The sequence below is a fragment of the Streptomyces sp. NPDC048441 genome (genome assembly GCF_043200235.1).
Lineage (GTDB): Bacteria > Actinomycetota > Actinomycetes > Streptomycetales > Streptomycetaceae > Streptomyces.
Map to the genome: position 1 here is coordinate 122,238 of NZ_JBICXM010000007.1, position 20,957 is coordinate 143,194.

Here is a 20,957-nt window from a genome sequence, read left to right on the forward strand (position 1 = left end):
CGTGCTGGGATGGTGCTGGGATAGCTGACCCCTCGTCACCTGTCATCACCCCTGCTCATCCCTACCGTGCTGGGATCGTGCTGGGATGGGATGAGGGTGTCCGTGCTGGGATTTGTGCGAGCAGGGCGCTGACCGAGCTGTGAAGGTAGTGCGGACGTGGCGCTTTTCCTACTCGTTTGACACAATCGGGGGCATGGCTGAGACGACGTACAGCATCGGGGAAGGCCCGGCGACGCGGGTGAGCCTGTCGCTGCCGGAGGGGACGGCGGAGGCGATCCGGGCTCGGGTGGGGAAGCGGGAGTTCTCCGCGTTCATCGCCGAGGCAGTCGAGCGTGAGCTGCGCGGGCAGGTCCTTGACGAGTATCTGGCGGACTACGAGAGCCGCAAGGGGCCGGTGTCCGAGACGACTCGTCAGCGGGCGCGGCAGGTGTTCGACGAGGTGTTCGCCGAGGAGGCCGAGTGGCCCGCCGCAGGCTGAGTCACGAGGGGACGCTGGTCCTCGACAGCGAGGGACTCTCGAAGCTGCTCGCCGACGACGAGCAGGTGGTGGCTCTGATCGCTGAGGCGCGCTCGCGTGGCATGGAGGTCGTGATCAGTGCGCTCACCATCATCGAAGCCGTCCACGCCCGTACGAACAAGTCCCGCCTGAACTGGGTGCTTTCCGGACTGCGCGTGGTCCCGGTGGGCGACGAGGAGGCGAGGGCGGCCTCGAAGTTGCTGATGAATACCGGGTTGCACGGACACAAGTACGCGATCGATGCGGCCGTCGCCGAGGCCGCGCTGCGACAGCACCGCCCCGTGGTCATGCTGACTTCCGATATCGACGACATGACGAAGCTGTGCGGCGAGCGGGTCCGGCTCGTGGCGGTGTGATTTCCCCTGGTTCGGCTTCTGCCTTTCGACGGTTGATCAGTGAGTGGCGGTGGAACTACCAGTATTCGGCGGACCACCGGTTTCGGTAACCGGCGATCCGCCGCTATGTTGCCGCTCTTCCGCCTGGTGAAATTCCGTAGGTCGCGGGCGGAGTCAAAGCTCAGTAGGAGCGGGGCCCGTAGGGGCTCCAGTGACCGAGGAAGGGCTTGAGGTCGTCGCCGCTGGGCTTCGGCGGCGTGGGCAGTTTCGGTGCTGAGACCGATTCGGTGAGGATTTGGAGGTGCGCGTCCGCGAACGCGAGCCACGCCTCGATCTCGGTCCGCTCCTGCCCGGGCGGAAGTGATGTGGCGTGGTCGCGTACTGCTGCGATGTATTCGGTCAGGCGGCTGGCCTGGCACCAGGTGTCTGCCTGTTCTCCGAGGCGTTTGACGCGGTAGGCGTGGGCGTAGGCGGCGTGGGCTTCCTGCATGGCGGCTTCCCAGCGCTTTTGCTGTACCTCTCTGGCTTTCTGGTCTGCAAGGCGTTTACGCTCCGCGGCTTCGCCGCGTAGACCGACCTCCTGCGCGATCTCGGCGAGTTGTTCTTCCAGAGGCCGGTCGGGGAGATCCGCCCATTCGCTTGCGCGGTGCGGGCTGCCGCCGCGGAGCATGAAACGCACTCGGCTGGAGGGGGTGTAGTCGAAGCGGGCGATGCGCATCCATGAGTACTTCTTGGCCTCGGCGAGCTCCTTGTCAGTGGGGACGTGTTCGCTGCGATCTTGTTCTTGAAGGACGAGGAATCCGACGCTTTCGCCTTGGGCGGTGATGGAGAAGTGCGGTGGTGCCTTGCGGCGCCGATGGGGTGGGGGAGCGCCTTGTGTGGTTCCGAGCGCTGCCTTGTGGCCTTGTGCTTCGGTGGCGGTGATGAGGGTTTGGATGATGCGCAGGGCTCGGCCCTGGAGGGGTTTGGTCAGGCCCATGGGCTGCGGCTGCTTTTGGAGGGCGGCCACGACGGCATGGGGTTTGGTGAGTCTGGCCGGAACATGGAGCGGGGTGAGTTCCGCGAGGCGCCAGGCAGGGATGTCGACCAGCTTGATCTCGTAGCCGCGGTGGGTGCGGTATCCGTGGAGTTCCTGCGTGTGTGGGATCTTGCCGGACTTGCGGGCGGCGTTGACCCGTGTCGCCCAATTCACCGCGTGCGGGCCGGATTCGATGGGCTTGATGAGACAGCCGTCGTTCGCAGCGGCCAGTTCTTCGAGTAGCTGATCCGCGTAGTTCGTAAGGGCCTTCGGCGCGGCTCTGGGGCGCGGCGGTGCCGGTTTTCGAGCGGGCCGTTCCGGCGGTGGGGTGCTCTGCTCCAAGGGATGGATGCCGCGTTCGGTGAGGTGCTGCCGCCCCTTCTCGGTGAGGTGGGCGCTCCAATGCCCGCGGCGTTTCGTGACTTTGATGAGCCCTCGGTTCTGCAGGGCCTGTCCGCTGGTCTTGTACGTGCTGTCCGGCCAGACTCCGTCGGGACACCCCTGGCCCACCCAGTCGAGCACGGCCTGCTGCCGCTCATTGAGGGCCTGGTGCATGTGGTCCCCCCTGCGGTTTCTAGCTGCGCTGCCCTGGAGACAATGCCCGCAGCTTCCGCGGGAATTCCAGACGACCTGAGAGAGCCTTCGATCGGATGACGTCTGCCTCGCCCTGCGGGTGTACGCAGTGCCACCGGTGTGCCTCGGCGTCGCCTGCCTGGTCGGGGAACGCGGTTGCGCACGCGTCGTCCGCCTTCCAGCAGCGGGTTCGGAAGGGGCAGCCGGTGGGCGGGTGGGTGGCGGAGGGCACCGGGCCGTGCAGCACGATGCGCTCCGGGCGTTCCAGCAGGCTCGGCGTCGCCGACAATAGAGCCTCCGTGTACGGGTGCCGGGTTTGCTCCGTGACCTGTTCGGCCGGCCCCTCCTCGACGACGCGGCCCAGGTAGAGCACGGCGATGCGGTCCGCGAGGTAGCGCACGGTCTGGACGTCGTGGGAGATGAACACCATGCCGAGGCCCAGGCGTTCGCGCAGATCGCTGAGGAGGTTGAGGATCTGGGCGCGCACCGATACGTCGAGGGCGCTGGTGGGTTCGTCGGCGACGATGAGCTCGGGTTCGAGGGCGAGGGCGCGGGCGATGGCCACGCGTTGGCGTTGGCCGCCGGAGAGCTGGCCGGGCAGGGCGTCGAGTGTGTGGCCGGGCAGGCCGACCAGGTCCAGGAGTTCCGCGACGCGCGCCTCGCGGGCTTCCCTCGTGCCACGCCGGTGCACGTCCAAGGGGTCGCGCAGGATGCGGCGGACGGGCAGGCGTGGGTTGAGTGCGGTGGACGGGTCCTGGAAGACGACGCCCACGGAGGGCCCGAAGTCCGTGCGGCGTTCGGCTGCCGACATCTCCCACACATCCCGGCCGCGGAAGAGGACTTGTCCCTCCGTGGGTCGCTGCAGCCCGGTGACCGCGCGGGCCAACGTGGATTTGCCGCAGCCGGACTCCCCGACGAGGCCGAGGATCTCGCCGCGGCGGACCTGGAGGGAGACGTCGGTTAGGGCGTAGACGGAGTCCCGGCGCAGAACGCCGCCGCTGCGGGCCTTGTGCCGCACATGAATGTTGTTGAGGCGGATCAGCGGGTCCATGGCGGTGTCCTGAGCGTCCTGGGTGTCCCGGATATCCAGGACACCCAGGGTGCCAGGGGAGCCCTGAGTGTGCGGGCTGTCCGGTGTGTGCTGCGTCGTGGTCATCGGGTGCTCCCCAGGGCCTGTGCCGACGGCGCCGGTCGTGTCGCGGATGCGGGGTGGTGGCAGGCGAATCGATGGTCGTCGGCGGTGCCCCGGCCGACGGTGGGCGGCGGGGCCGTGGCGCAGAGTTCGCCGGCGGCGGCGCACCGCGAGACGAACCGGCACCCGGCGCCGAACGCCTTGGGCGCGGGCACGACGCCGCGGATCTGGTGCAGCCGGTCAGCGCCCGCTTCCAGTGAGACCACGGAACCGAGCAGGCCACGGCTGTAGTGGTGGGCCGGGTCGGCGAGCAGCGAACGAGTGGCGCCGATCTCCGCTACCTGGCCCGCGTACATCACGGCGACCCGGTGGGCGAGGTCGCCGACGAGCGCGAGGTCGTGCGAGACGAGGACCATGGCGAAGCCCAGTTCATCGCGCAACTGCACCAGGAGCTCGACGACTTGGGCCTGCACCGTGACGTCGAGCGCGGTGGTCGGCTCGTCGGCGATGAGCAGGCGGGGGTTGCGGGAGAGGGCCATGGCGATCAGGACGCGCTGGCGCTGGCCGCCGGACAGCTCGTGGGGGTAGCTGCGCAGGGTGCGTTCGGAGGAGAGGTCGACCAGGTCGAGGAGTTCGGCCGGGGTGCGGGTGCCGCCGCGCGAGGTGAGCCGCTTCAGCTGGGTGCCGATCAGGACGGACGGGTTCAGGGACGACATGGCGTCCTGGTAGACCATGGCAATCTCCGGGCCCATCAGGGCGCGGCGCTCCTTCGGCGCCAGCTTCAGCAGGTCGCGACCACGGTAGAGGATCTCGCCCTGGACCTCGGCGTTGCGGGCCAGCAGGCCCATGACGGCGAGGCTGGTGATGGACTTTCCGCAGCCGGACTCGCCCACCAGACCCAGCGTCTCGCCCTCGCGTACGGTCAACGAGATGCCGTCGACGACGCGGGTGTCGCCGTACCGATCGGGGAAGCGGATCGTCAGATCCCGTACGACGAGAAGTTCGGGGGCGTCGGCAGGGACCGGTGGCACCGCGGGTTCGGTCTCGGCCCGGCGCTGGGCGAGTTCGGCCAGCGCCGCGTTCACGTCGTCCTGGTCCGCGACGGCCGCCGCGGGCGCCTCGTCGCGGTCGCCGCCCCCGGTACGGGACTTGTCGGGCGAGGCCGCCGTGTCCGTCATGCCCTCGGAGAGAATGTTCAGAGCGAGCACGGTGATCAGCAGGCACAGGCCGGGGAAGAAGGTGGCCCACCAGCCGCCGGACAGCATGATCTGCCGGCCGTAGGCGAGGACGCTGCCCCAGCTGGGGTCGGGGTCCTGCACACCGGCGCCGATGAAGGACAGGCTTGCCTCGAAGATGATCGAGTCGGCGACCATGACGGTGGCGAACACTAGGATCGGGGCGGCGCAGTTGATGGCGACGTGCCGGGTGACGATGTAGCCGCGCCGTGCGCCGATGACGTGCTCGGCGGCTACGTAGTCCTCGCCGTACTGCTCAAGGACGTTGGCGCGGACGACGCGGGCCAGGGACGGCGCGTACACGAAGGCGATGGTGAAGATGATGACCGGGACGCTCGGGCCGAACACCGCGACGAGGACGGCCGCGAGGGCGATCGGCGGGAACGACATGATGACGTCGAGCGAGCGCATCACGCCCTCGTCCGCGAGCTTGCGCGTGGTCGCGGCCAGGGAGCCGAGCAGCGAGCCGAGCACGAGGGCCAGGAACGTGGCGCCGAAGCCGATGGTGAGCGAGTAGCGGGCGCCGTGCACGACGCGGGCGAAGACGTCGCGGCCGGCCCGGTCGGTGCCGAACCAGTGGTCGCCGCTGGGTGCTTGGGCCGGGGTGCCGGTGGCGAGCGGGTCCTGGGTGAGCAGGGGCGCGAGGATAGCGCCGAGGGCGACCGCCAGGAGCACGCCGAGCGCGATCCGGGAGGTCAGCGGCAGGCGGCGCAGCCGGGTGCCGGGCCGGGCGAGACGCTCGGCGAGGGAGCGGGGGGCGAGCATCACACCGTCCTGATACGCGGGTTGACGAGCAGATAGAGCAGGTCGACGACGACGTTGACCACGAGGAACGCGATGGCGATGGTGAGGACGGTGCCCTGCACGAGGGCGACATCGCCGCCGGTGACGCCTTCGAGGATCAGCTTGCCCATGCCGGGCAGGTCGAAGATGGCCTCGATGACGACGGCGCCGCTGAGCAGATAGCCGACCTTCACACCGAGCACGGTGAGCGGGGTGACCAGGGCGTTGCGCAGCACCGACCGGATGATGAGGAACGGCGGCAGGCCGCTGCCCTTCGCTGTGCGCACGTAGTCGCGGTCGAGTTCGGCCACCATCGACGTGCGGATGAGGCGGGCGAGCGACGCCGCGACCGGTACCGCGAGGGAGATCGCGGGCAGGGCCATGGAGTTCAGCCAGCCTGTGAAGGAGTCCGCCGGGTTGACGTAGCCGCCGGTCGGGAAGAGCGGCGTGTTCAGCGCGAACTGCTGGATCAGCAGGACGCCGAGCCAAAAGGAGGGCAGGGCGATGCCGGCCATCGACAGGACGCGGAAGACCTGGTCGGGCCAGCGGTCGCGGTACACGGCACTGGTGACGCCCATGGCCAGCGCGAGCACGATCGCGAGGACGAGACCGAGCAGGGTCAGCTGGAAGGTGAGCGGAAACGCGGTGGCGATGCGGTCGGTGACGGGCTGGCTGGGTGCCATGGTGACACCGAGATCGCCCTGGATGAGCTGGCCGAGGAAGGTGAAGTACCGTACCGGAAACGGGTCGTTGAGGCCCTGGGACTCGGCGAACGCGGACCGCGCCTCGGGGCTCGCGCTGTCGCCGAGCGCGTTGTACGCGGGGTCGACCGGCGAGAATTGCAGGACCACGAAGACAAGGAGTGCGATGCCGAGGATCATCACCGGCATCATCGCGACGCGGCGCAGCGCGAGCCGGAGGAAAGCAACCATCGTGAGGTTCCTAGAGGTTGGGGGCAGGGACCGCCGCGCCGCCTGAAGCGCGGCGAGCCCTGCGGCCTTGCGGTACGGCGCTCAGAGGCGGCGCTCAGAGGCGGCGCTCAGGCCCGGCCGGCGCCGACGAAGGACAGACCGGTTGTGGGCAGCGGCTTGAAACCGGTGAGCGCGTCGGTGTTCCAGGCGGTGGGCAGCTTGCGGTGCAGCACCGGGTAAAGAGCGGCCTCCTCGGCGACCAGGTCGGTGACCTGACCCCACAGCTCCTTGCGCTTGCCTTCGTCGACGGCGCTCGCAGCCTGGTCGAGCAGTTGCTTGGTCTTCTTGTACGCGGCCGATCCGGCCCAGCCGTAGCGATTCTCGGGCCAGAAGCCGTAGTAGAACCAGCGCAGCAGCAGATCGGCGTCGTTGCCGAACACGGACGGGTCGCCGGGCGCGGCCACTGCGTCGAAGTTCCCCTTGTCGACCTTGGCGTACTGGGCGGCGGACTGCGCGATGTCGAGCTTGGCGTCGATGCCGACCGCGGCCCAGCTCTCCTTGATGAGCGGGGCGATGTCCTTGACCCAGCCCGTGTCCGTGAGCAGCAGGGTGAAGGCGAGGTTCTTCGCCCCGGCGTCGGCGAGCAGCTTCTTCGCCTTGGCGACGTCGTGCCCGTAGACGGTGGCGGCCTTGTGGTAGTCCGGGTGGGTCGCCGGGACGTAGCCGGTGGCGGGCGCGGCATTGCCGAGCAGCGCCGTCTCGATGATCTTCTCCGTGTCCAGGGCGTAGTGCAGCGCCTGGCGGACCCGCTTGTCCGCGAACCGCTCGTCCGCGCAGTTGAACATCAGGAAGAGCAGCCCGAAGGACTGCACCGACTCGACCTTGTTCTTGCCCGTGAAGCCCTTCATGTCGATGTAGGGCACATCCTCGATGGCCTGCACACGGCCGGACTGCAGGGCGCTGACGCGGGCGGAGGGGTCGGACATGAGGCGCCAGACCATCTTCTTGGCCTTTGCGGGGCGCGGCCCGTTGTACTTGTCGTACGCCGCCATGACGATCTTGTCCTCGCGTACCGCGGAGACGAAGCTGTAGGGGCCCGAGCCGACCGGCTTGGCGTCGAATGCCTTGGCGTCCGCCCCCGCGATCTTCTTCGGCACGATCCGCACCACGGATATCCGGGAGGGGAACAGGGCGAAGGGGTGCTTGAGTTTGAACTCGACGGTGCCCGTGTCGACCGCGCTCACCTTGTCGATGAACGGCACGAACTGCGCCATCAGCGAGGCGTTCTTCGGGTCGAGGACGCGCTCGAAGCTGAAGACGACGTCGTCGGCGGTGACGGGGGAGCCATCGTGGAAGGTGGCCCCCTTGCGCAGGGTGGCGCGGTACGTCGTCGCGTTGATCTTCTTCGGCATGCCGGTGGCCAGCGCGGGCCGTGCCACGAGCGTGACCGGATCGAGGTCCACCAGGCCCTCGAAGATGTGCATGTTCGCGGCGTACGGTGTGGCGCCGGAGGTGATCATCGGGTCGAAGCCCGTGGACAGGGCGTAGGAGAGGCCGGCCTCGATCGTTCCGGCGTCGGCACCGGCGGAACCCTGCGATCCGTCGCCGTTGGAGGCGGGGCCGCCGCAGGCCGACAGACCGGCGGTGATCGCGGTCGTCACACCGATGGCGCTCGTGTATCTCATGAGGGTGCGGCGATCGACGCCGGCAGAGCTGCGCGCGGACAAGAGGGGGTCCTCCAGGCAGAAGAAGAGTGACTAAGGATGGCCAGAGGAATGGCCGTTCCGGCGGGAAATGTGACCAGAACCCCACCGCTTGGGCATCAGACGTCTGATGTCTGATGCCTTGATAGTGTGGGAAGGTAGTCCGACGGGTGAGAGGGGTCAAGGGGTGACGTTGAAACACGGGGCGGAGAGGTCGGCCACGCCGGAACCCAAGGCGGCGCGACAGCCGCTGCGGCAGGAGGTCGTCGACGGCGTCAAGTCGTACATCCTGCGCAACAAGCTCCGTCCCGGCGACCCGCTGCCCAGCGAGACGGCCTTGTGCGAGGCCCTCGGTGCGAGCCGTAGCAGTGTGCGCGAGGCCATCAGGATCCTCACCGCGCTCGACATCGTCGAGGTGCGCCACGGTCACGGCACGTACGTCGGCCGACTGAGCCTGTCCGCCCTCGTGGAGAGCCTGACCTTCCGCGGGCTGCTCAGTCCCGACGACGACTTCCAGGTGATGGCCGACCTTGTCGAGGTGCGTGAACTGTTCGAGCGCGGCATGGCTGATCGGCTCGTCGGGGCGCTCGACGAGGAACAGATCGACCGCCTTCAGGGATTCGTCGACACGATGTGCGCGGCCGGCGCGGACAAGGGGCACGGCTTCGTCGACGCCGACCGCTCCTTCCACACCCTGCTCGTCGCTCCGCTCGGCAATGACCTCATTGGACAGCTGTCCGCGGCGTTCTGGGATGTCTACGTTATCGTCGCCCCGCACCTCGACGTCTTCACGCACGAGCACGAGGCGTCCACCATCGCGAACCACCAGCGCATCGTGGACGCCGTGCGCACCCGTGACGCCGCGGAGTTCGCCGCCGCGCTGACCGACCACTACGCGCCGGTGCGCCACCGGATCGCGGAGGCGCGCGCCCGCCGCTGAAGCGGCGATCCCGACCTGCGGCGCACGCCTCGACCGAGGCGTGCGCCGCTCGGCTGTGCCCTTTCGCGACGCAGCCCTCGCTGAACTGCTTCTCGCCGCTGGACACTTGACGCGCGTCGAGGGGAATCTTAGAGTCCCAGGACAGCAGACATCAGACGTCTGCTGTTCCACGGTGTGGATCACCGCCGCACTCCTCTCCTCCGCGCTGCGCCGCGCGCACGCCTCACCCAGCGAGGCCCCTTCCATGCCCCTGACGGACCTCACCCTCGCCCAGTGCCTGGCACTGCGGCCCAACTGCGACGAGCCGGCCGACCTCGACCGGTTCTGGACCCAGGTCCTGGACGGGGCCCGTGCCGTCGGCGCCCGCCCGCGGTTCACCCCGGTGGACACCGGTCTGACGCAGGTCACGACCTACGACGCGACCGTGCCGGGCCACGACGGCCAGCCCGTGCGCGGCTGGCTTCATCTGCCGGCCGGGGCGAGTGAACCCCTCGGCTGCGTCGTGGAGTTCCTCGGGTACGGGCGCGGGCGTGGTCTGCCGCACGAGCAAGTGCTGTGGGCGAACGCCGGATACGCGCACTTCATCATGGACACCCGGGGCCAGGGCTGGTCGACGGCCGGCGGAGACACCCTGGACACGGCGACGCTCGGCGGCACGGTCCCAGGCTTCCTGACCCGTGGCGTGGAGAGTCCGCAACAGCACTACTACCGAAGGTTGTTCACGGACGGGGTCCGCTGCGTCGACGCGGTACGCACTCACCCCGCCGTCGACCCGGACAAGATCGTGGTGACCGGCATCAGCCAGGGCGGCGGCATCGCCCTCGCGGTCGCCGCGCTCGTGCCGGGCCTTGCCGGAGTGATGCCGGACGTCCCGTTCCTGTGCGACATCCGGCGCGCCGCACGGATCTCCGCCGCCGGCCCGTACACCGAGATCGCCGAGTACCTGCGCCTGCACCGCGACCGCACCGACACCGTCTTCCGCACCCTGTCCTACGTCGACGCCGCGCTGCTGGCCTCCCGGGCCACGGCCCCGGCCCTGTTCTCCATCGCGATGATGGACGACATCTGCCCGCCCTCCACCTGTTTCGCCGCCTACCACCGCTACGCCGGCCCCAAGGACGTACGCGTCTACGAGTTCAACGGCCATGAGGGCGGCGGCGGCCGCCACCGGCGCGAACAGCTCACCTGGGTCAGGGAGTTGTTCACCCCCGCCCGCAGTGTCGGTACTCCATCCCCGCACGACCCCCAACTCGTCTGACCCCCCACCAGAGATGAGGCCCGTCCATGCAGCGAAGAGTCACCTTGGCCCTTGCCGCGGCGCTTGCCGTCGTGGCCACCACCACCATGACCACCGCCCACGGCGCCACGATCGGCACGCTCACCTCGCAGGACCTGGCGACCGCGGGCACCGGCTCGCCCTTCTACCGCATCCCCGCTCTGACCACGACCACCAAGGGCACCGTGCTCGCCGCGTACGACGCCCGGCCCACCCTCGGCGATCTGCCCGGCAACATAGGCATCGTGGTGCGGCGCAGCACTGATGGCGGCGCCACCTGGGGGGCCCAGCAGGTGGTACGCAAGGACGCCGCCCCCAAGGGCTACGGCGACCCGAGCGCCCTGGTGGACCGGGAGACCGGCCGCGTCTTCCTCTTCTACGCGGCGTCCGTGAACCAGGGCTTCGCGGGTTCAGCCACCGGCAACGACGAGAGCGACCCGAACGTCCTGCAGGCCGACTACAGCTACTCCGACGACGACGGCCTGACCTGGAAGCACGAACGCATCACCGCCGACATCAAGAACCCCGCCTGGGGCGGCATGTTCGCGGCCTCCGGCGAGGGCATCCAGCTGCGCCGCGGCACGTACAAGGGACGCCTGATCCAGCAGTACGCGATCCGTAACAACGGCGCCAACTACGCGGTCAGCGCCTACAGCGACGATCACGGCGCCACCTGGAAGATGGGCACACCCGTGGGCCCCGGTGGCGACGAGAACAAGACCGTCGAACTCTCCGACGGCCGCATCATGCTCAACAACCGCTCGGCGCCTTACCGGACCGTGGCCTACTCCAGCGACGGTGGCGTCACCTACACGCCCCTCCAGCAGGACACCGAACTGCCCGACCCCGCCAACAACGGCTCGATCACCCGCTTCGCCCCGGATGTGGACGCCTCGCACCCGCGCGCGAAGTGGCTGATGTTCAGCAACACCGCGACCACCAGCGGCCGCAGCAACCTCACCGTCCGCCTCTCCTGCGACAACGGACAGAACTGGCCGGTGCGCAAGACCGTCGAGGCCGGCGCGGCCGCGTACTCGACGCTCACGCCCCTCAGCGACGGCACCGCGGCGAACCCGCGCGTGGGCCTGCTGTGGGAACGTGCCAACTACCAGCACATCACCTACTCGTCGTTCGACCTGCAGTGGGTCGGCGGCGTCTGCGCGCCCGTCACCGTCACCCCGCCCGCGGGTCTGCGCGCCGGCGCCACCACCGAGGTGACCGTGCGGGTCGTCAGCCAGAACGACGTGGCCCTGCCGGCCGGCTCGGTCTCGCTGAAACTGCCGCAGGGATACGGCGCCCCGGCGGTGACCGTTCCGGCGCTCAACCCGGGACAGGGCGCCAACGTGAAGGTGCCCGTCACCGTTCCCGCGGGTGCGTCCGCCGGAGCCGTCAAGGCCACCGCCGACTACCAGGTCCGTGGCCGGCAGCACGCCTACGGCGACACCACATTGACCATCACCGCCCCGTAACACCGGCGGGGCCGCCCGCCACTCACCGCCCCAGCCCGTACCACCCACGCACAAAACGGAGTTCACATGTCCTGGTCCCAGCCCCTAAGCGGCGTCGTCCCGCCCGTCTGCACCCCCCTGGACGCGGCGGGCGACGTCGACACGGCCTCCCTCGCACGGCTCGTCGAGCATCTCGTGGCCGGGGGAGTGCACGGCCTGTTCGTGCTGGGCTCCAGCAGTGAGGTCGCCTTCCTCACCGACCAGCAGCGGGCACTGGCCCTGGAGACGGTCGTCGACGCCGTCCAAGGGCGCGTCCCGGTCCTCGCCGGTGTCATCGACATGACCACCCCGCGGGTGGTCGAACACGCCCGGGACGCCCTCGCGGCAGGCGCCGACGCCCTGGTCGCCACCGCTCCCTTCTACGCCCGTACGCACCCCATCGAGATCGCCCGCCACTTCCGCATCCTGCGGGAGCGGGTCGACCTGCCGCTGTTCGCCTACGACCTGCCCGTCTGTGTGCACAGCAAGCTCTCCGCCGCCCTGGTGCGGGAACTGGCCGAGGACGGCACGCTCGCCGGGCTCAAGGACAGCAGCGGCGACGAAGGCTCCCTGCGACGGCTCATCGTCGAGCTGGGCGGACGCCACGGCCGCTTCGACGGCCCGGTGCCGGCCTTCAGTATCCTCACCGGATCCGAACTGACCGTCGACGCGGCCCTGTTGGCGGGCGCCGACGGCGTCGTGCCGGGCCTCGGCAATGTCGACCCCGGCGGATACGTCCGCCTCTACGACGCCGTGCGCGGCGGCGACCTGGACACCGCCGTCAAGGAACAGGAGCGGCTCGTCGAACTGTTCGGCCTCGTCGATGCCGGTCCGGAGAGCGAGATGGGCCGCAATTCCTCCGCGATCGGCGCCTTCAAGCACGCCCTGCGCCTGCTCGGCGTGTTCACCCACGGCACCACCGCAGACCCGCAGATCCAGTTGAGCGAGGGCTCCGTCGCGCTCGTCGAGCGGCGCCTGCAGGCCGCCGGCCTGCTTCCCGTCCGATGAAGAACCCCCAGCCGGTGATCGGCCTCGACCTGGGCGGCACGAAGATCGACGCCGCCCTGGTCGCGGGCGACGGGACCACCGTTCTGGCCCGGCACAGTCTGCCCACCCCGGCCGGGGAGGGCGCCGAGGTCGTGCTCGACGCCTTGGCCGCCGCCGCCGAAGCGGTGCGCGGAACGGAGGCCGCCGCCATCGGTGTCGCCGCGGCCGGCGTCATCGACCCGCTCTCCGGAACCGTCACCAGCGCCACCGACACCATCCGCGGCTGGGCCGGAACGGCTCTCGCCGCCGGTCTAGCCTCCCGCACGGGTCTCCCGGTTGCCTGCGACAACGACGTGCGCGCCGCCGCGACCACCGAACTCGCGTCGCTGAGCGGCCAGGACGGCTCGCTCATCTACGCGGCTGTCGGCACCGGAGTCGGTGGCGCCGTCGCCGTCGCGGGCCGCATGCTGCACGGCGCCACCGGTATCGCCGGGCACCTCGGCCACCTGCCGAGCCCCGAGGCCGCCGGGCTGCCCTGCACCTGCGGAGCGACGGGGCACCTCGAAGCCATCGCCGCCGGACCCGCCATCGCCGCCCACTACGCCCGTGCCACGGGGACAGAGGCCGGTCCTCTCCAGCGGGTCGCCGCGTACGCCGTTCACGGTGACCCGCACGCCGTGTCCGCCATCACCCTCGGTGCGCGGGCCGTCGGAAGCGCCCTGGGGGGCCTCGCCAACGCGCTCGGACCCGAGCGCGTTGTCGTCGCGGGCGGTGTCCCACGGATCGGCGCGCTGTACTGGGACGTGTTGTGCGAGGCGTTCGCCGCCGAACTCATGCTGCCTTTGCGGGAGTTGCGGCCCATCCCGCCGCGCGTGGGCCACAGCGCGGCTGTCCTCGGCGCCGCCGCCCTCCCCCGCACCCTTCCCCTGTACACCCCACACACGACCGGAGTTCCCCGATGACCGCCACCCCGCTGGCCGCCACCCTCGCCGGCCGCCTCATCGTGTCCTGCCAGGCCCCGCCCGGCGACGCGATGCGGCATACCGACACCCTCGTGCGTATGACACGCGCGGCCCAGGACGGCGGTGCCGCCGCCGTCCGCGTCAACGAGCCGGAGGTCGTCGCGGCCACCGTCGCTGCCATTGGCCTTCCAGTGATCGGCCTGTGGAAGGACGGCGACACCGGCGTCTACATCACCCCTACCGTGCGTCACGCCCTCGCCCTGGTCGAGGCGGGCGCGGCGGTCGTCGCCGCCGACGCGACCGCGCGACCGCGTCCGGACGGCAGCACCTTCGCGGACCTGGTCGCCGCGGTCCACGGCGCCGGCGCCCTCGTGATGGCCGACGTCTCCAACGTCACCGAAGGGTGTGAAGCCGCCCGCCAGGGCGCCGACTTCCTCTCGACGACGCTCTCCGGCTACGTATCCGGAACTCCGCGGCAGACCGCACCGGACCTGCGCCTCGTCACCGAACTCGCCGCCGCCATCACCACTCCCGTCGTCGCCGAAGGGCGCATCGCGACCCCGGCCCAGGCCGCCGAAGCACTGGCCGCGGGCGCCTCCAGCGTGGTCGTCGGAACCGCCATCACCGCGCCGACCGCGCTGACCCGGCTGTATGTGACGGAGCTCGGCGGGTGAGCGCCCACTGAGGCCGCGAGCCGCCAGGGCGCGCGGGCGGAGCGAGAGGTCCACCGGACGGGGCGAGCGGAGCTCACCACCGCAAGGGTTCTGGTCCCGGTGGGAGCTGACACAGTGTCAGGTATCTGGGATGCTCTCCACATGACCGCTGCCACCCCGCCCACGAGCCCCTCCGGTCCGATACCTGACGTGCTCGCCCCGGCCCGACTGGGCCCTGTGCGGCTGCGCAACAGGATCATCAAGGCGGCCACCTTCGAGGGTGTCACTCCCGATGCCCTGGTCACCGACGAGCTGATCGCGTACCACCGTCGCCCCGCCGCCGGAGGTGTGGCGATGACCACCGTGGCCTACTGCGCCGTCGCCCCTGAAGGCCGCACCGAGCGTGCGCAGTTGTGGATGCGACCCGAGGCGCTGCCCGGCTTGCGCCGGCTCACCGCGGCCGTCCATGAGACGGGCGCCGCCGTCGCGCTGCAGCTCGGGCACGCCGGTCCCGTGGCCAACGCCCGCTCGAACCAGCTCCCCTCGCTGTCCCCGATGGGCGGCTTCAACCCGGTCAGCCTGCGCCGCGACCGGGCAGCCACGCCCGAGGACCTGGACCGGGTGATCCGCGCCCACGCGTCGGCCGCGCAGCTGGCCGTGGACGCCGGGGCCGATGCCGTGGAGCTGCACCTGGGCCACAACTACCTGGCCAGCGCCTTCCTCAGCCCCCGGCTCAACCGCCGCACCGACGCCCACGGGGGCACCCTGGCCAACCGGGCGCGCCTCGCGCTGGGCATCGCACGTGCCGTGCGGGAGCAGGTCGGCGACCGGATCGCGATCACCGCGAAGCTCAACATGACCGACGGCGTACGCGGCGGCCTCTCCCTCGACGACAGCCGCCAGGTGGCGCAGTGGCTACAGGAAGACGGCTCGGTGGACGCCCTGACGCTCACCGCCGGCAGCTCACTCCTCAACCCCATGTACCTGTTTCGCGGGGAGGTGCCGCTCAAGGAGTTCGCCGCCCAGTTCCCGCTGCCGCAACGGATCGGGCTGCGCACCGTCGGCCGGTCGTTCCTGCGCGCCTACCCGTATGAGCCGCTGTATCTCCTTGAGCATGCACGGCAGTTCCGCGAGGCGCTCACCCTGCCTCTGGTCCTTCTCGGTGGCGTCACCGACCGCGAAGGCATGGACCGGGCCATGGCCGGGGGCTTCGAGTTCGTCGCCATGGCCCGAGCCCTCCTGCGCGAACCCGATCTGCCACGGCGCATCGGCCACGACCCGGCAACCCGTTCGCTCTGTATCCACTGCAACCGCTGTATGCCCACCATTTACACCGGCACCCACTGCCCTCTGATCGACGGCCGGTAGCTGCTTCCCGGCGAGCCGTGCAGACCGGAGGGCGGGGATGCCGCGCTCGATGTGCTGCCTGCGGCGCTATCCTGCGCGGATGACCGACGAGCCGGAGCTGACATCGTCCGTCGAACTCTGTCTTGACAACGGGCGGTTGAACCCGGCCGCCGTCGGCTGGACCCGGCGTCCGCTGCACACCGCCAACCTGCGCGGCTGGGGGCGGGCCAAACGCTGGGAGTACTGGGGCATCGTCACGCCGGACCACATCGTCGGCCTGGTTGCCTCGTCGCTGGACTACGCGGGCATCCACGGTGTGTACGTACTGGACCGGGCGACCGGCGAGGAGACCAGCACCGACGTGGTGGTGCCGGCGGCCCGTGGGGCGGTGTTCCCCGCGCGCAGCGGCGAGGGAGAGATCTCCGTCCGGGGCCGCGGGCTGTCGCTCCGTATCAGCCAGCGCCCGGACGGGACCAGGATCCGCGCGACGGCACCCGACGTCCGGCTGGACGTGGAGGTGCCGCTGCCGAGGGGGCGCGAGTCGCTCGGTGTGGTGGTGCCGTGGAGTGGCCGACGGTTTCAGTACACGGTCAAGGATGTCGGCCGACCGGTTCACGGCACGCTGGAGCTGCACGGGCGCGCGCACGACATCGGCGGCCCGGATGCCTTCGCGGTGCTCGACCACGGCCGCGGCAAGTGGCCGTACTCGATCACCTGGAACTGGGCGGCCGGAGCGGCGCCGGGCCGGGCGATCCAGCTCGGCGGGGCATGGACGGACGGCACCGGCGTCACCGAGAACGCCCTGTTCGTCGACGGCCGCCTGCACAAGATCGGTGAGGAGCTCCGGTGGAGCTACGACCGGTCGGACTGGCTGCGCCCGTGGCATATCGGCGGGGAGCGGGTGGAGGTGGAGTTCCGTCCGTTCCACGAGAAGGCCGCCCGTACGAACCTGGGCATCGTCGCGAACGAGACCCACCAGTGCTTCGGCCGTTTCAGCGGCTGGGCGCTGACCGACGACGGGCACAAGACGGATCTCGACGGCCTGGTCGGCTGGGCCGAGGAAGCACGCAACCGGTGGTAGAGCCCACACCGAGCACATCCTCGCCCGCTACGGCATCACATGATCAAACCGGACGCCCCGGAAACCTGCCGGGGCCCTGGCCTTACTGTCGATTGCCGCACCAAGCTCACACATCTTTGATCTGTACGCGGTCACCGCACAGTTTCGACCAGTCGTCGCGGTCGCGCCCTTCGCCTCGGCGCGATGATGGGCGTTCATGATGAGCACGGTTCGGTCGTCCGGTCCGGTGAACGCGAAGAGGTCCGTCATGTCGAGCCGCGAGTCTCCGCGGGGTGGGCGGAGATTCGGGCCGCTGAGGTGATGAGACATGCTTGGGGAGTCGTCGATGTACCGCCGCCGCCGACAGCATGACGAGCCACGCGGTCATCCCCGCCACTCCACTGGCGTTATCTCACCTGTGTTCAGCCGGACGGGTAGACCTGTGTCCCCGTGAGCGTTGGCTCCCGGGGACACAGGGTGTGTACGGACTACCAGGTGAGGGCGGTTGACTGCTTGCTGGTGGCGGTGCAGTAGGAGGTGAAGGCGCCGTCAGGGCTGTTGACGGTGAACTTCAGGGACCAGTTGCTCTCGCTCGGCGTCCCCGTGAGGGCGACCGAGTCGGTGGTGTCACCGGCGGCCAGGGATCCGGCGGCGAGCGGGAGCGGACCGAACGCGATCGGGTCGCCCGTGGTGGCGGCCGGGTGCACGGTGCCGGCGAACTGCACCTCGCTCGTCGCGCCACCGGATGTCTTGTTCAGCTTCAGCGTGGTGGTCACGGTGTTGGCATCGAGCGGGAACTGCGTGCGGATGTCCGTGGAGTCGATCCGTATCGTCTTGCCGCCGGAGTCGGCCGCGGTGAGCGTGACGGTGCCGCTGCCCGCGGAATCGCAGTCGTACGAGGCTGTCGCCGACGCCGGAGCGACAGCGACGGCGGAGCCGGCCAGGGCCAGGGACGCCGCGAGTGCGCCTGAGGCGGCGATCGCGGTCAGGGTGCATCGTCGCGTGGAGAAGCCGTGCATGGGGGTGCTCCTTCTTGGCAGGTGCCGTATTCCTGACAGAACTGGGATGCGTGATTCCTGACAGAACTGGGATGCGTGCGAGTGCCGGGCCCGGCGTCTCGACAGCAGTAGAGCCCGTGATCCTCTTCTGGTGGTTGGCGATCTCTTGGTTGCCGTCGACGAGCCGTGGCCCCTGAGGGCTTCAGGGCTCGTATAGGACACGTATGGCACGCCCCGGCAGGGTGGGCTCGACTTGTCCGACCCAGGAACGCGCATGGACCCGACAGGAGCAGCCTTGTCCGAACCACAGGCCGTCGTCACCGCTCAGTGGCGCGTCGTGCTGAACGGCGAGGGGCAGTACTCGATCTGGCTGACCGACCGTCAACTGCCCGCGGGCTGGCGTGTCGAGGGGACCAGTGGGACGCGGGAGCGGTGTCTGGCCCGGGTGCAAGAGGTGTGGGCCGATCTGCGCCCGGCGGGGCTGCGCCGTCGTACGGCGGAGGGGGTGAGCGCGGGGGGCGCCTGTGTCGCGGGTGCCATCGGGCGGCAGGCGCGCCGGATGCCGGGGGAGGTGGCCGTGCAGGGTGAGGGGTTCGCGCTGTCCTTCGGAGGGCTCGAGGCGGCGTCGAACCGCTGGGCCCGGTATCTGCGGTCGCTGGGTGTGGGGCGCGGCGCGCTGGTCGGGGTGCTGCTCGGGCGGGGTGCCGAGCTGCACGCGGTGACCCTGGGCGTGTGGAAGGCGGGGGCCGGGTGTCTGCCGCTGGACCCGGATCTCCCGGCGGCCCGGCTGCGCGCGCTGCTCGCCGAGGCGGGGGCTCGGGTCCTGATCACCGAAGTGGCGTACGGGCCGGTCGGATTCGAGGGGCGGGTCCGGTACGTGGACGATCCCGAGGTCTGCGGCGCGCTCGCCCGGCACTCGGACGAGCCGCTCGACCGGGCGCCGGATCCGGAGGACGTGGCGTATGTGACGCAGGTGCCCGCGGCGGCCGGGCGGTCGGCCGCCGCGGCGGTCACGCACCGCGGCCTTGCGTACCATGTGGCCTGGGCAGCAAGGGAGTTGACCGGTTCGGGAGGTGGCGGCACCGCGGTGTTCGCGTCGGTCGCCGTCGAGCAGGCGGCGACGGGTCTGTGGGCTCCGCTGTTCGCCGGGCAGCGGGTGCTGCTCGCGCCGCAGGCCCTGGACCTGGCGGAGCTTGGGGAGTGGCTCGCGGCGGTCGGCGGCTCGTTCGCGTTCCTGAAATTGACTCCCAGTCATCTGGAGTTGCTCACCAGGCAATTGGGGGACGCGGGGAGTGCGGCGCTGGCCGCGACGTTCGTAGTCGCGGGCGGAGCGCCGGGGCCCGCGGCGGCGCGGCTCGCCGGGCTGCTCGACCCCGGCCGGCTGCGTACCGCGTACGGGACGGCCGAGACGTCGTACGGCGCCTTCCTGACCCCCGTGCGGCCCGGCGCGGACGACAGGCGGCTACGGGTGCTCGACGGCGCCTGGCTGCCGGTCCCGGACGGTGCGGTGGGCGAGCTGTACGTGGCCGGTCCTGGCGTCGCCCGTGGCTATGTGGGCCGGGCCGCGCTGACGGCGCAGCGGTTCGTCCCCGATCCCTACGGACCGGCGGGGACGCGGATGTACCGCACCGGGGAGCTCGCGCGCCGGACGGCGGAGGGGGAGGTGCAACTGCTCGGCCGTACCGACCGGCAGCTGTGGCTGCGCGGCCAACGGGCGGACCCGGCGGAGACCGAGGAGGTGCTGCACGACCACCCGGCCGTCGGCGAAGCCGTCGTCATCGGCGTACAGGCCGCGCCGGGCGATGTCCGCCTGGCCGCCTATGTGGTGCCGCGCCCCGGCGCGCAGGGCCTGGACGCGGCGGCACTGGCGGTCCATTGCGGGCGGCGGCTGCCCGGACACCTGGTGCCCGGGAGCCTCACCCTCCTCGACGAGGTGCCGCGCGACGCCGACGGGCGGGTGGAGCGGGCGGCGCTGCCCGCTCCACCCGGGCAGGGCGAACCGGACCGCGCCGGCCGGCGGGCCGCGCCGGGGCCGAGCACGCTTCTCGGCGGGCGCGACCTCGCGGAGCTGCTCGCGGCACACCGGGTGCCGGGTGCCTGCGTCGCCGTACTGGAGGACGGCGCCCTGGTGGCGGTGGAGGCCGCGGGCTGCGACGGCGCGGGCAGGCCGATCACGCCGCGCACCGCCTTCCCGGCGGGGGAGTTGAGCCGGCACGTCGTGGCCCTGGGCGCGCTGCGCCTGGTGGACGAGGGGCTGCTGGCACAGGACGCCGAGGTCGGCCGCACCGGGGGCACGCCGGTCACCCTGGCGGAGCTGCTGGGCCGCCGCGCCGACGTGGGTGCCGCGCTGCTGCCCGCGCTGCTCGAGGACGCCACGGGCGAGGCGTTCGGCCCGCTGATGCGGCGCCTGGTGCTCGGCCCGCTCGGCCTGGACGACAGCTGCTTCGGCGGGCCACCACCCCGTACGAACGGCAGGACCGGCGCCCTGGTGGCCCGGGTGGGCCATGACGCGGCCGGTCGCGCGCTCGACGGCGCCCGCCGGGCCACGGATCCGGCCGAACTGTGGACCACCGCCGCCGATCTGGCCGAGGCGGCGTTGGAGATCCGGCGTTCCGTGCTCGGCGCCCCGCTCGCTCTGCTCGGCCGGGACACCGCGGCCCGCATGGTGGCTCCGGACCCGGACCGCCGCTACGGCCTTGCCACGACCGTCGACGCCTTCGGCTCCGGCATGGAGTTCGGGCACGAGGCGGCCCAGACCGGTCATTACGCCTCGTCGGTACTCGGCCTGCGCGCGGGCCGCGGCTTCGTCGTGCTGGCCAACGGACGGGCCGGGGAACGGTTGCGCAAAGAGATCGAAATCTGGCTGAGAAGCACGGGCCGGATGGCGGCCGGGCGCCGGACGGCCGGTGACGGAACGTGGCGGAACTCGGTGGATCCGCAGGAAGGACACCAAGTTACCGGTACGTAGGGTGAGTTGGGGTGGAAGTATGTTGTCAAGACCAGGTCTACTCCACAGAATGTCACCGCAATGTCTTCGCGG

The 20,957-nt window shown here is 70.7% G+C and carries 17 protein-coding genes; 11 read left to right on the top strand and 6 right to left on the bottom strand.

Annotated elements, in window-relative coordinates; all coding sequences use genetic code 11:
• Positions 1 to 193: 193 nt before the first annotated feature.
• Together ACGFSB_RS19345 and ACGFSB_RS19350 are read left to right on the top strand one after the other, a co-directional pair.
• A complete protein-coding gene (locus ACGFSB_RS19345) occupies positions 194 to 478 on the top strand; it encodes a hypothetical protein (RefSeq protein ID WP_393400481.1) in 285 nt (94 codons plus the stop codon).
• On the top strand, positions 460 to 873 hold the full coding sequence (locus ACGFSB_RS19350) for a DNA-binding protein (protein WP_393400484.1): 414 nt from the start codon (positions 460 to 462) through the stop codon (positions 871 to 873). Before ACGFSB_RS19345 ends, ACGFSB_RS19350 begins: the two co-directional genes overlap by 19 nt.
• Positions 874 to 1,033: 160 nt before the next feature.
• Here ACGFSB_RS19350 and ACGFSB_RS19355 read toward each other — a convergent pair whose 3' ends face one another.
• The 5 genes from ACGFSB_RS19355 to ACGFSB_RS19375 form a co-directional block, all read right to left on the bottom strand.
• Entirely contained in the window at positions 1,034 to 2,425 is a 1,392-nt protein-coding gene (locus ACGFSB_RS19355) for a hypothetical protein (RefSeq protein WP_393400487.1), read from the bottom strand.
• A gap of 19 nt (positions 2,426 to 2,444) precedes the next feature.
• On the bottom strand, positions 2,445 to 3,485 hold the full coding sequence (locus ACGFSB_RS19360; protein ID WP_393401161.1) for an oligopeptide/dipeptide ABC transporter ATP-binding protein: 1,041 nt from the start codon (positions 3,483 to 3,485) through the stop codon (positions 2,445 to 2,447).
• Positions 3,486 to 3,595: 110 nt separating this feature from the next.
• Entirely contained in the window at positions 3,596 to 5,575 is a 1,980-nt protein-coding gene (locus ACGFSB_RS19365) for a dipeptide/oligopeptide/nickel ABC transporter permease/ATP-binding protein (protein WP_393400490.1), read from the bottom strand.
• Positions 5,575 to 6,525, bottom strand: coding sequence for an ABC transporter permease (locus ACGFSB_RS19370; RefSeq protein ID WP_393400493.1), 951 nt, complete (start codon positions 6,523 to 6,525; stop codon positions 5,575 to 5,577). Before ACGFSB_RS19370 ends, ACGFSB_RS19365 begins: the two co-directional genes overlap by 1 nt.
• Before the next feature lie 107 nt (positions 6,526 to 6,632).
• Positions 6,633 to 8,189, bottom strand: coding sequence for an ABC transporter substrate-binding protein (locus ACGFSB_RS19375; RefSeq protein WP_393400495.1), 1,557 nt, complete (start codon positions 8,187 to 8,189; stop codon positions 6,633 to 6,635).
• A 211-nt stretch (positions 8,190 to 8,400) separates the two neighbouring features.
• Here ACGFSB_RS19375 and ACGFSB_RS19380 point away from each other — a divergent pair, with 211 nt between their 5' ends.
• The 8 genes from ACGFSB_RS19380 (at position 8,401) to ACGFSB_RS19415 (ending at position 16,940) form a co-directional block, all read left to right on the top strand.
• On the top strand, positions 8,401 to 9,147 hold the full coding sequence (locus tag ACGFSB_RS19380; RefSeq protein WP_393401163.1) for a FadR/GntR family transcriptional regulator: 747 nt from the start codon (positions 8,401 to 8,403) through the stop codon (positions 9,145 to 9,147).
• Between the two features lie 244 nt (positions 9,148 to 9,391).
• Positions 9,392 to 10,405, top strand: a complete 1,014-nt coding sequence (locus ACGFSB_RS19385; RefSeq protein WP_393401165.1) for an acetylxylan esterase — start codon at positions 9,392 to 9,394, stop codon at positions 10,403 to 10,405.
• Between the two features lie 26 nt (positions 10,406 to 10,431).
• Positions 10,432 to 11,892, top strand: coding sequence for an exo-alpha-sialidase (locus tag ACGFSB_RS19390; RefSeq protein WP_393400497.1), 1,461 nt, complete (start codon positions 10,432 to 10,434; stop codon positions 11,890 to 11,892).
• Between the two features lie 66 nt (positions 11,893 to 11,958).
• The gene (locus ACGFSB_RS19395; protein ID WP_393400499.1) at positions 11,959 to 12,918 is read left to right on the top strand and encodes a dihydrodipicolinate synthase family protein; all 960 of its coding nucleotides are present in this window, start codon (positions 11,959 to 11,961) and stop codon (positions 12,916 to 12,918) included.
• Positions 12,915 to 13,859 (top strand): ROK family protein, encoded by a 945-nt coding sequence (locus ACGFSB_RS19400; RefSeq protein WP_393400501.1) that lies wholly within the window; start codon positions 12,915 to 12,917, stop codon positions 13,857 to 13,859. The genes ACGFSB_RS19395 and ACGFSB_RS19400 overlap by 4 nt, the downstream gene beginning before the upstream one ends.
• Positions 13,856 to 14,533, top strand: coding sequence for an N-acetylmannosamine-6-phosphate 2-epimerase (locus tag ACGFSB_RS19405; RefSeq protein WP_393400503.1), 678 nt, complete (start codon positions 13,856 to 13,858; stop codon positions 14,531 to 14,533). The genes ACGFSB_RS19400 and ACGFSB_RS19405 overlap by 4 nt, the downstream gene beginning before the upstream one ends.
• Positions 14,534 to 14,674: 141 nt before the next feature.
• On the top strand, positions 14,675 to 15,880 hold the full coding sequence (locus ACGFSB_RS19410; RefSeq protein WP_393400505.1) for an NADH:flavin oxidoreductase: 1,206 nt from the start codon (positions 14,675 to 14,677) through the stop codon (positions 15,878 to 15,880).
• Between the two features lie 79 nt (positions 15,881 to 15,959).
• Positions 15,960 to 16,940, top strand: a complete 981-nt coding sequence (locus tag ACGFSB_RS19415; RefSeq protein WP_393400508.1) for a DUF2804 domain-containing protein — start codon at positions 15,960 to 15,962, stop codon at positions 16,938 to 16,940.
• Positions 16,941 to 17,407: 467 nt separating this feature from the next.
• Here ACGFSB_RS19415 and ACGFSB_RS19420 read toward each other — a convergent pair whose 3' ends face one another.
• The gene (locus ACGFSB_RS19420; RefSeq protein WP_393400510.1) at positions 17,408 to 17,938 is read right to left on the bottom strand and encodes a hypothetical protein; all 531 of its coding nucleotides are present in this window, start codon (positions 17,936 to 17,938) and stop codon (positions 17,408 to 17,410) included.
• A gap of 274 nt (positions 17,939 to 18,212) precedes the next feature.
• Here ACGFSB_RS19420 and ACGFSB_RS19425 point away from each other — a divergent pair, with 274 nt between their 5' ends.
• Positions 18,213 to 20,885: an AMP-binding protein gene (locus ACGFSB_RS19425; RefSeq protein WP_393400512.1), complete on the top strand. Its 2,673-nt coding sequence runs from the start codon at positions 18,213 to 18,215 to the stop codon at positions 20,883 to 20,885.
• The last annotated feature ends 72 nt before the right edge of the window (positions 20,886 to 20,957 follow it).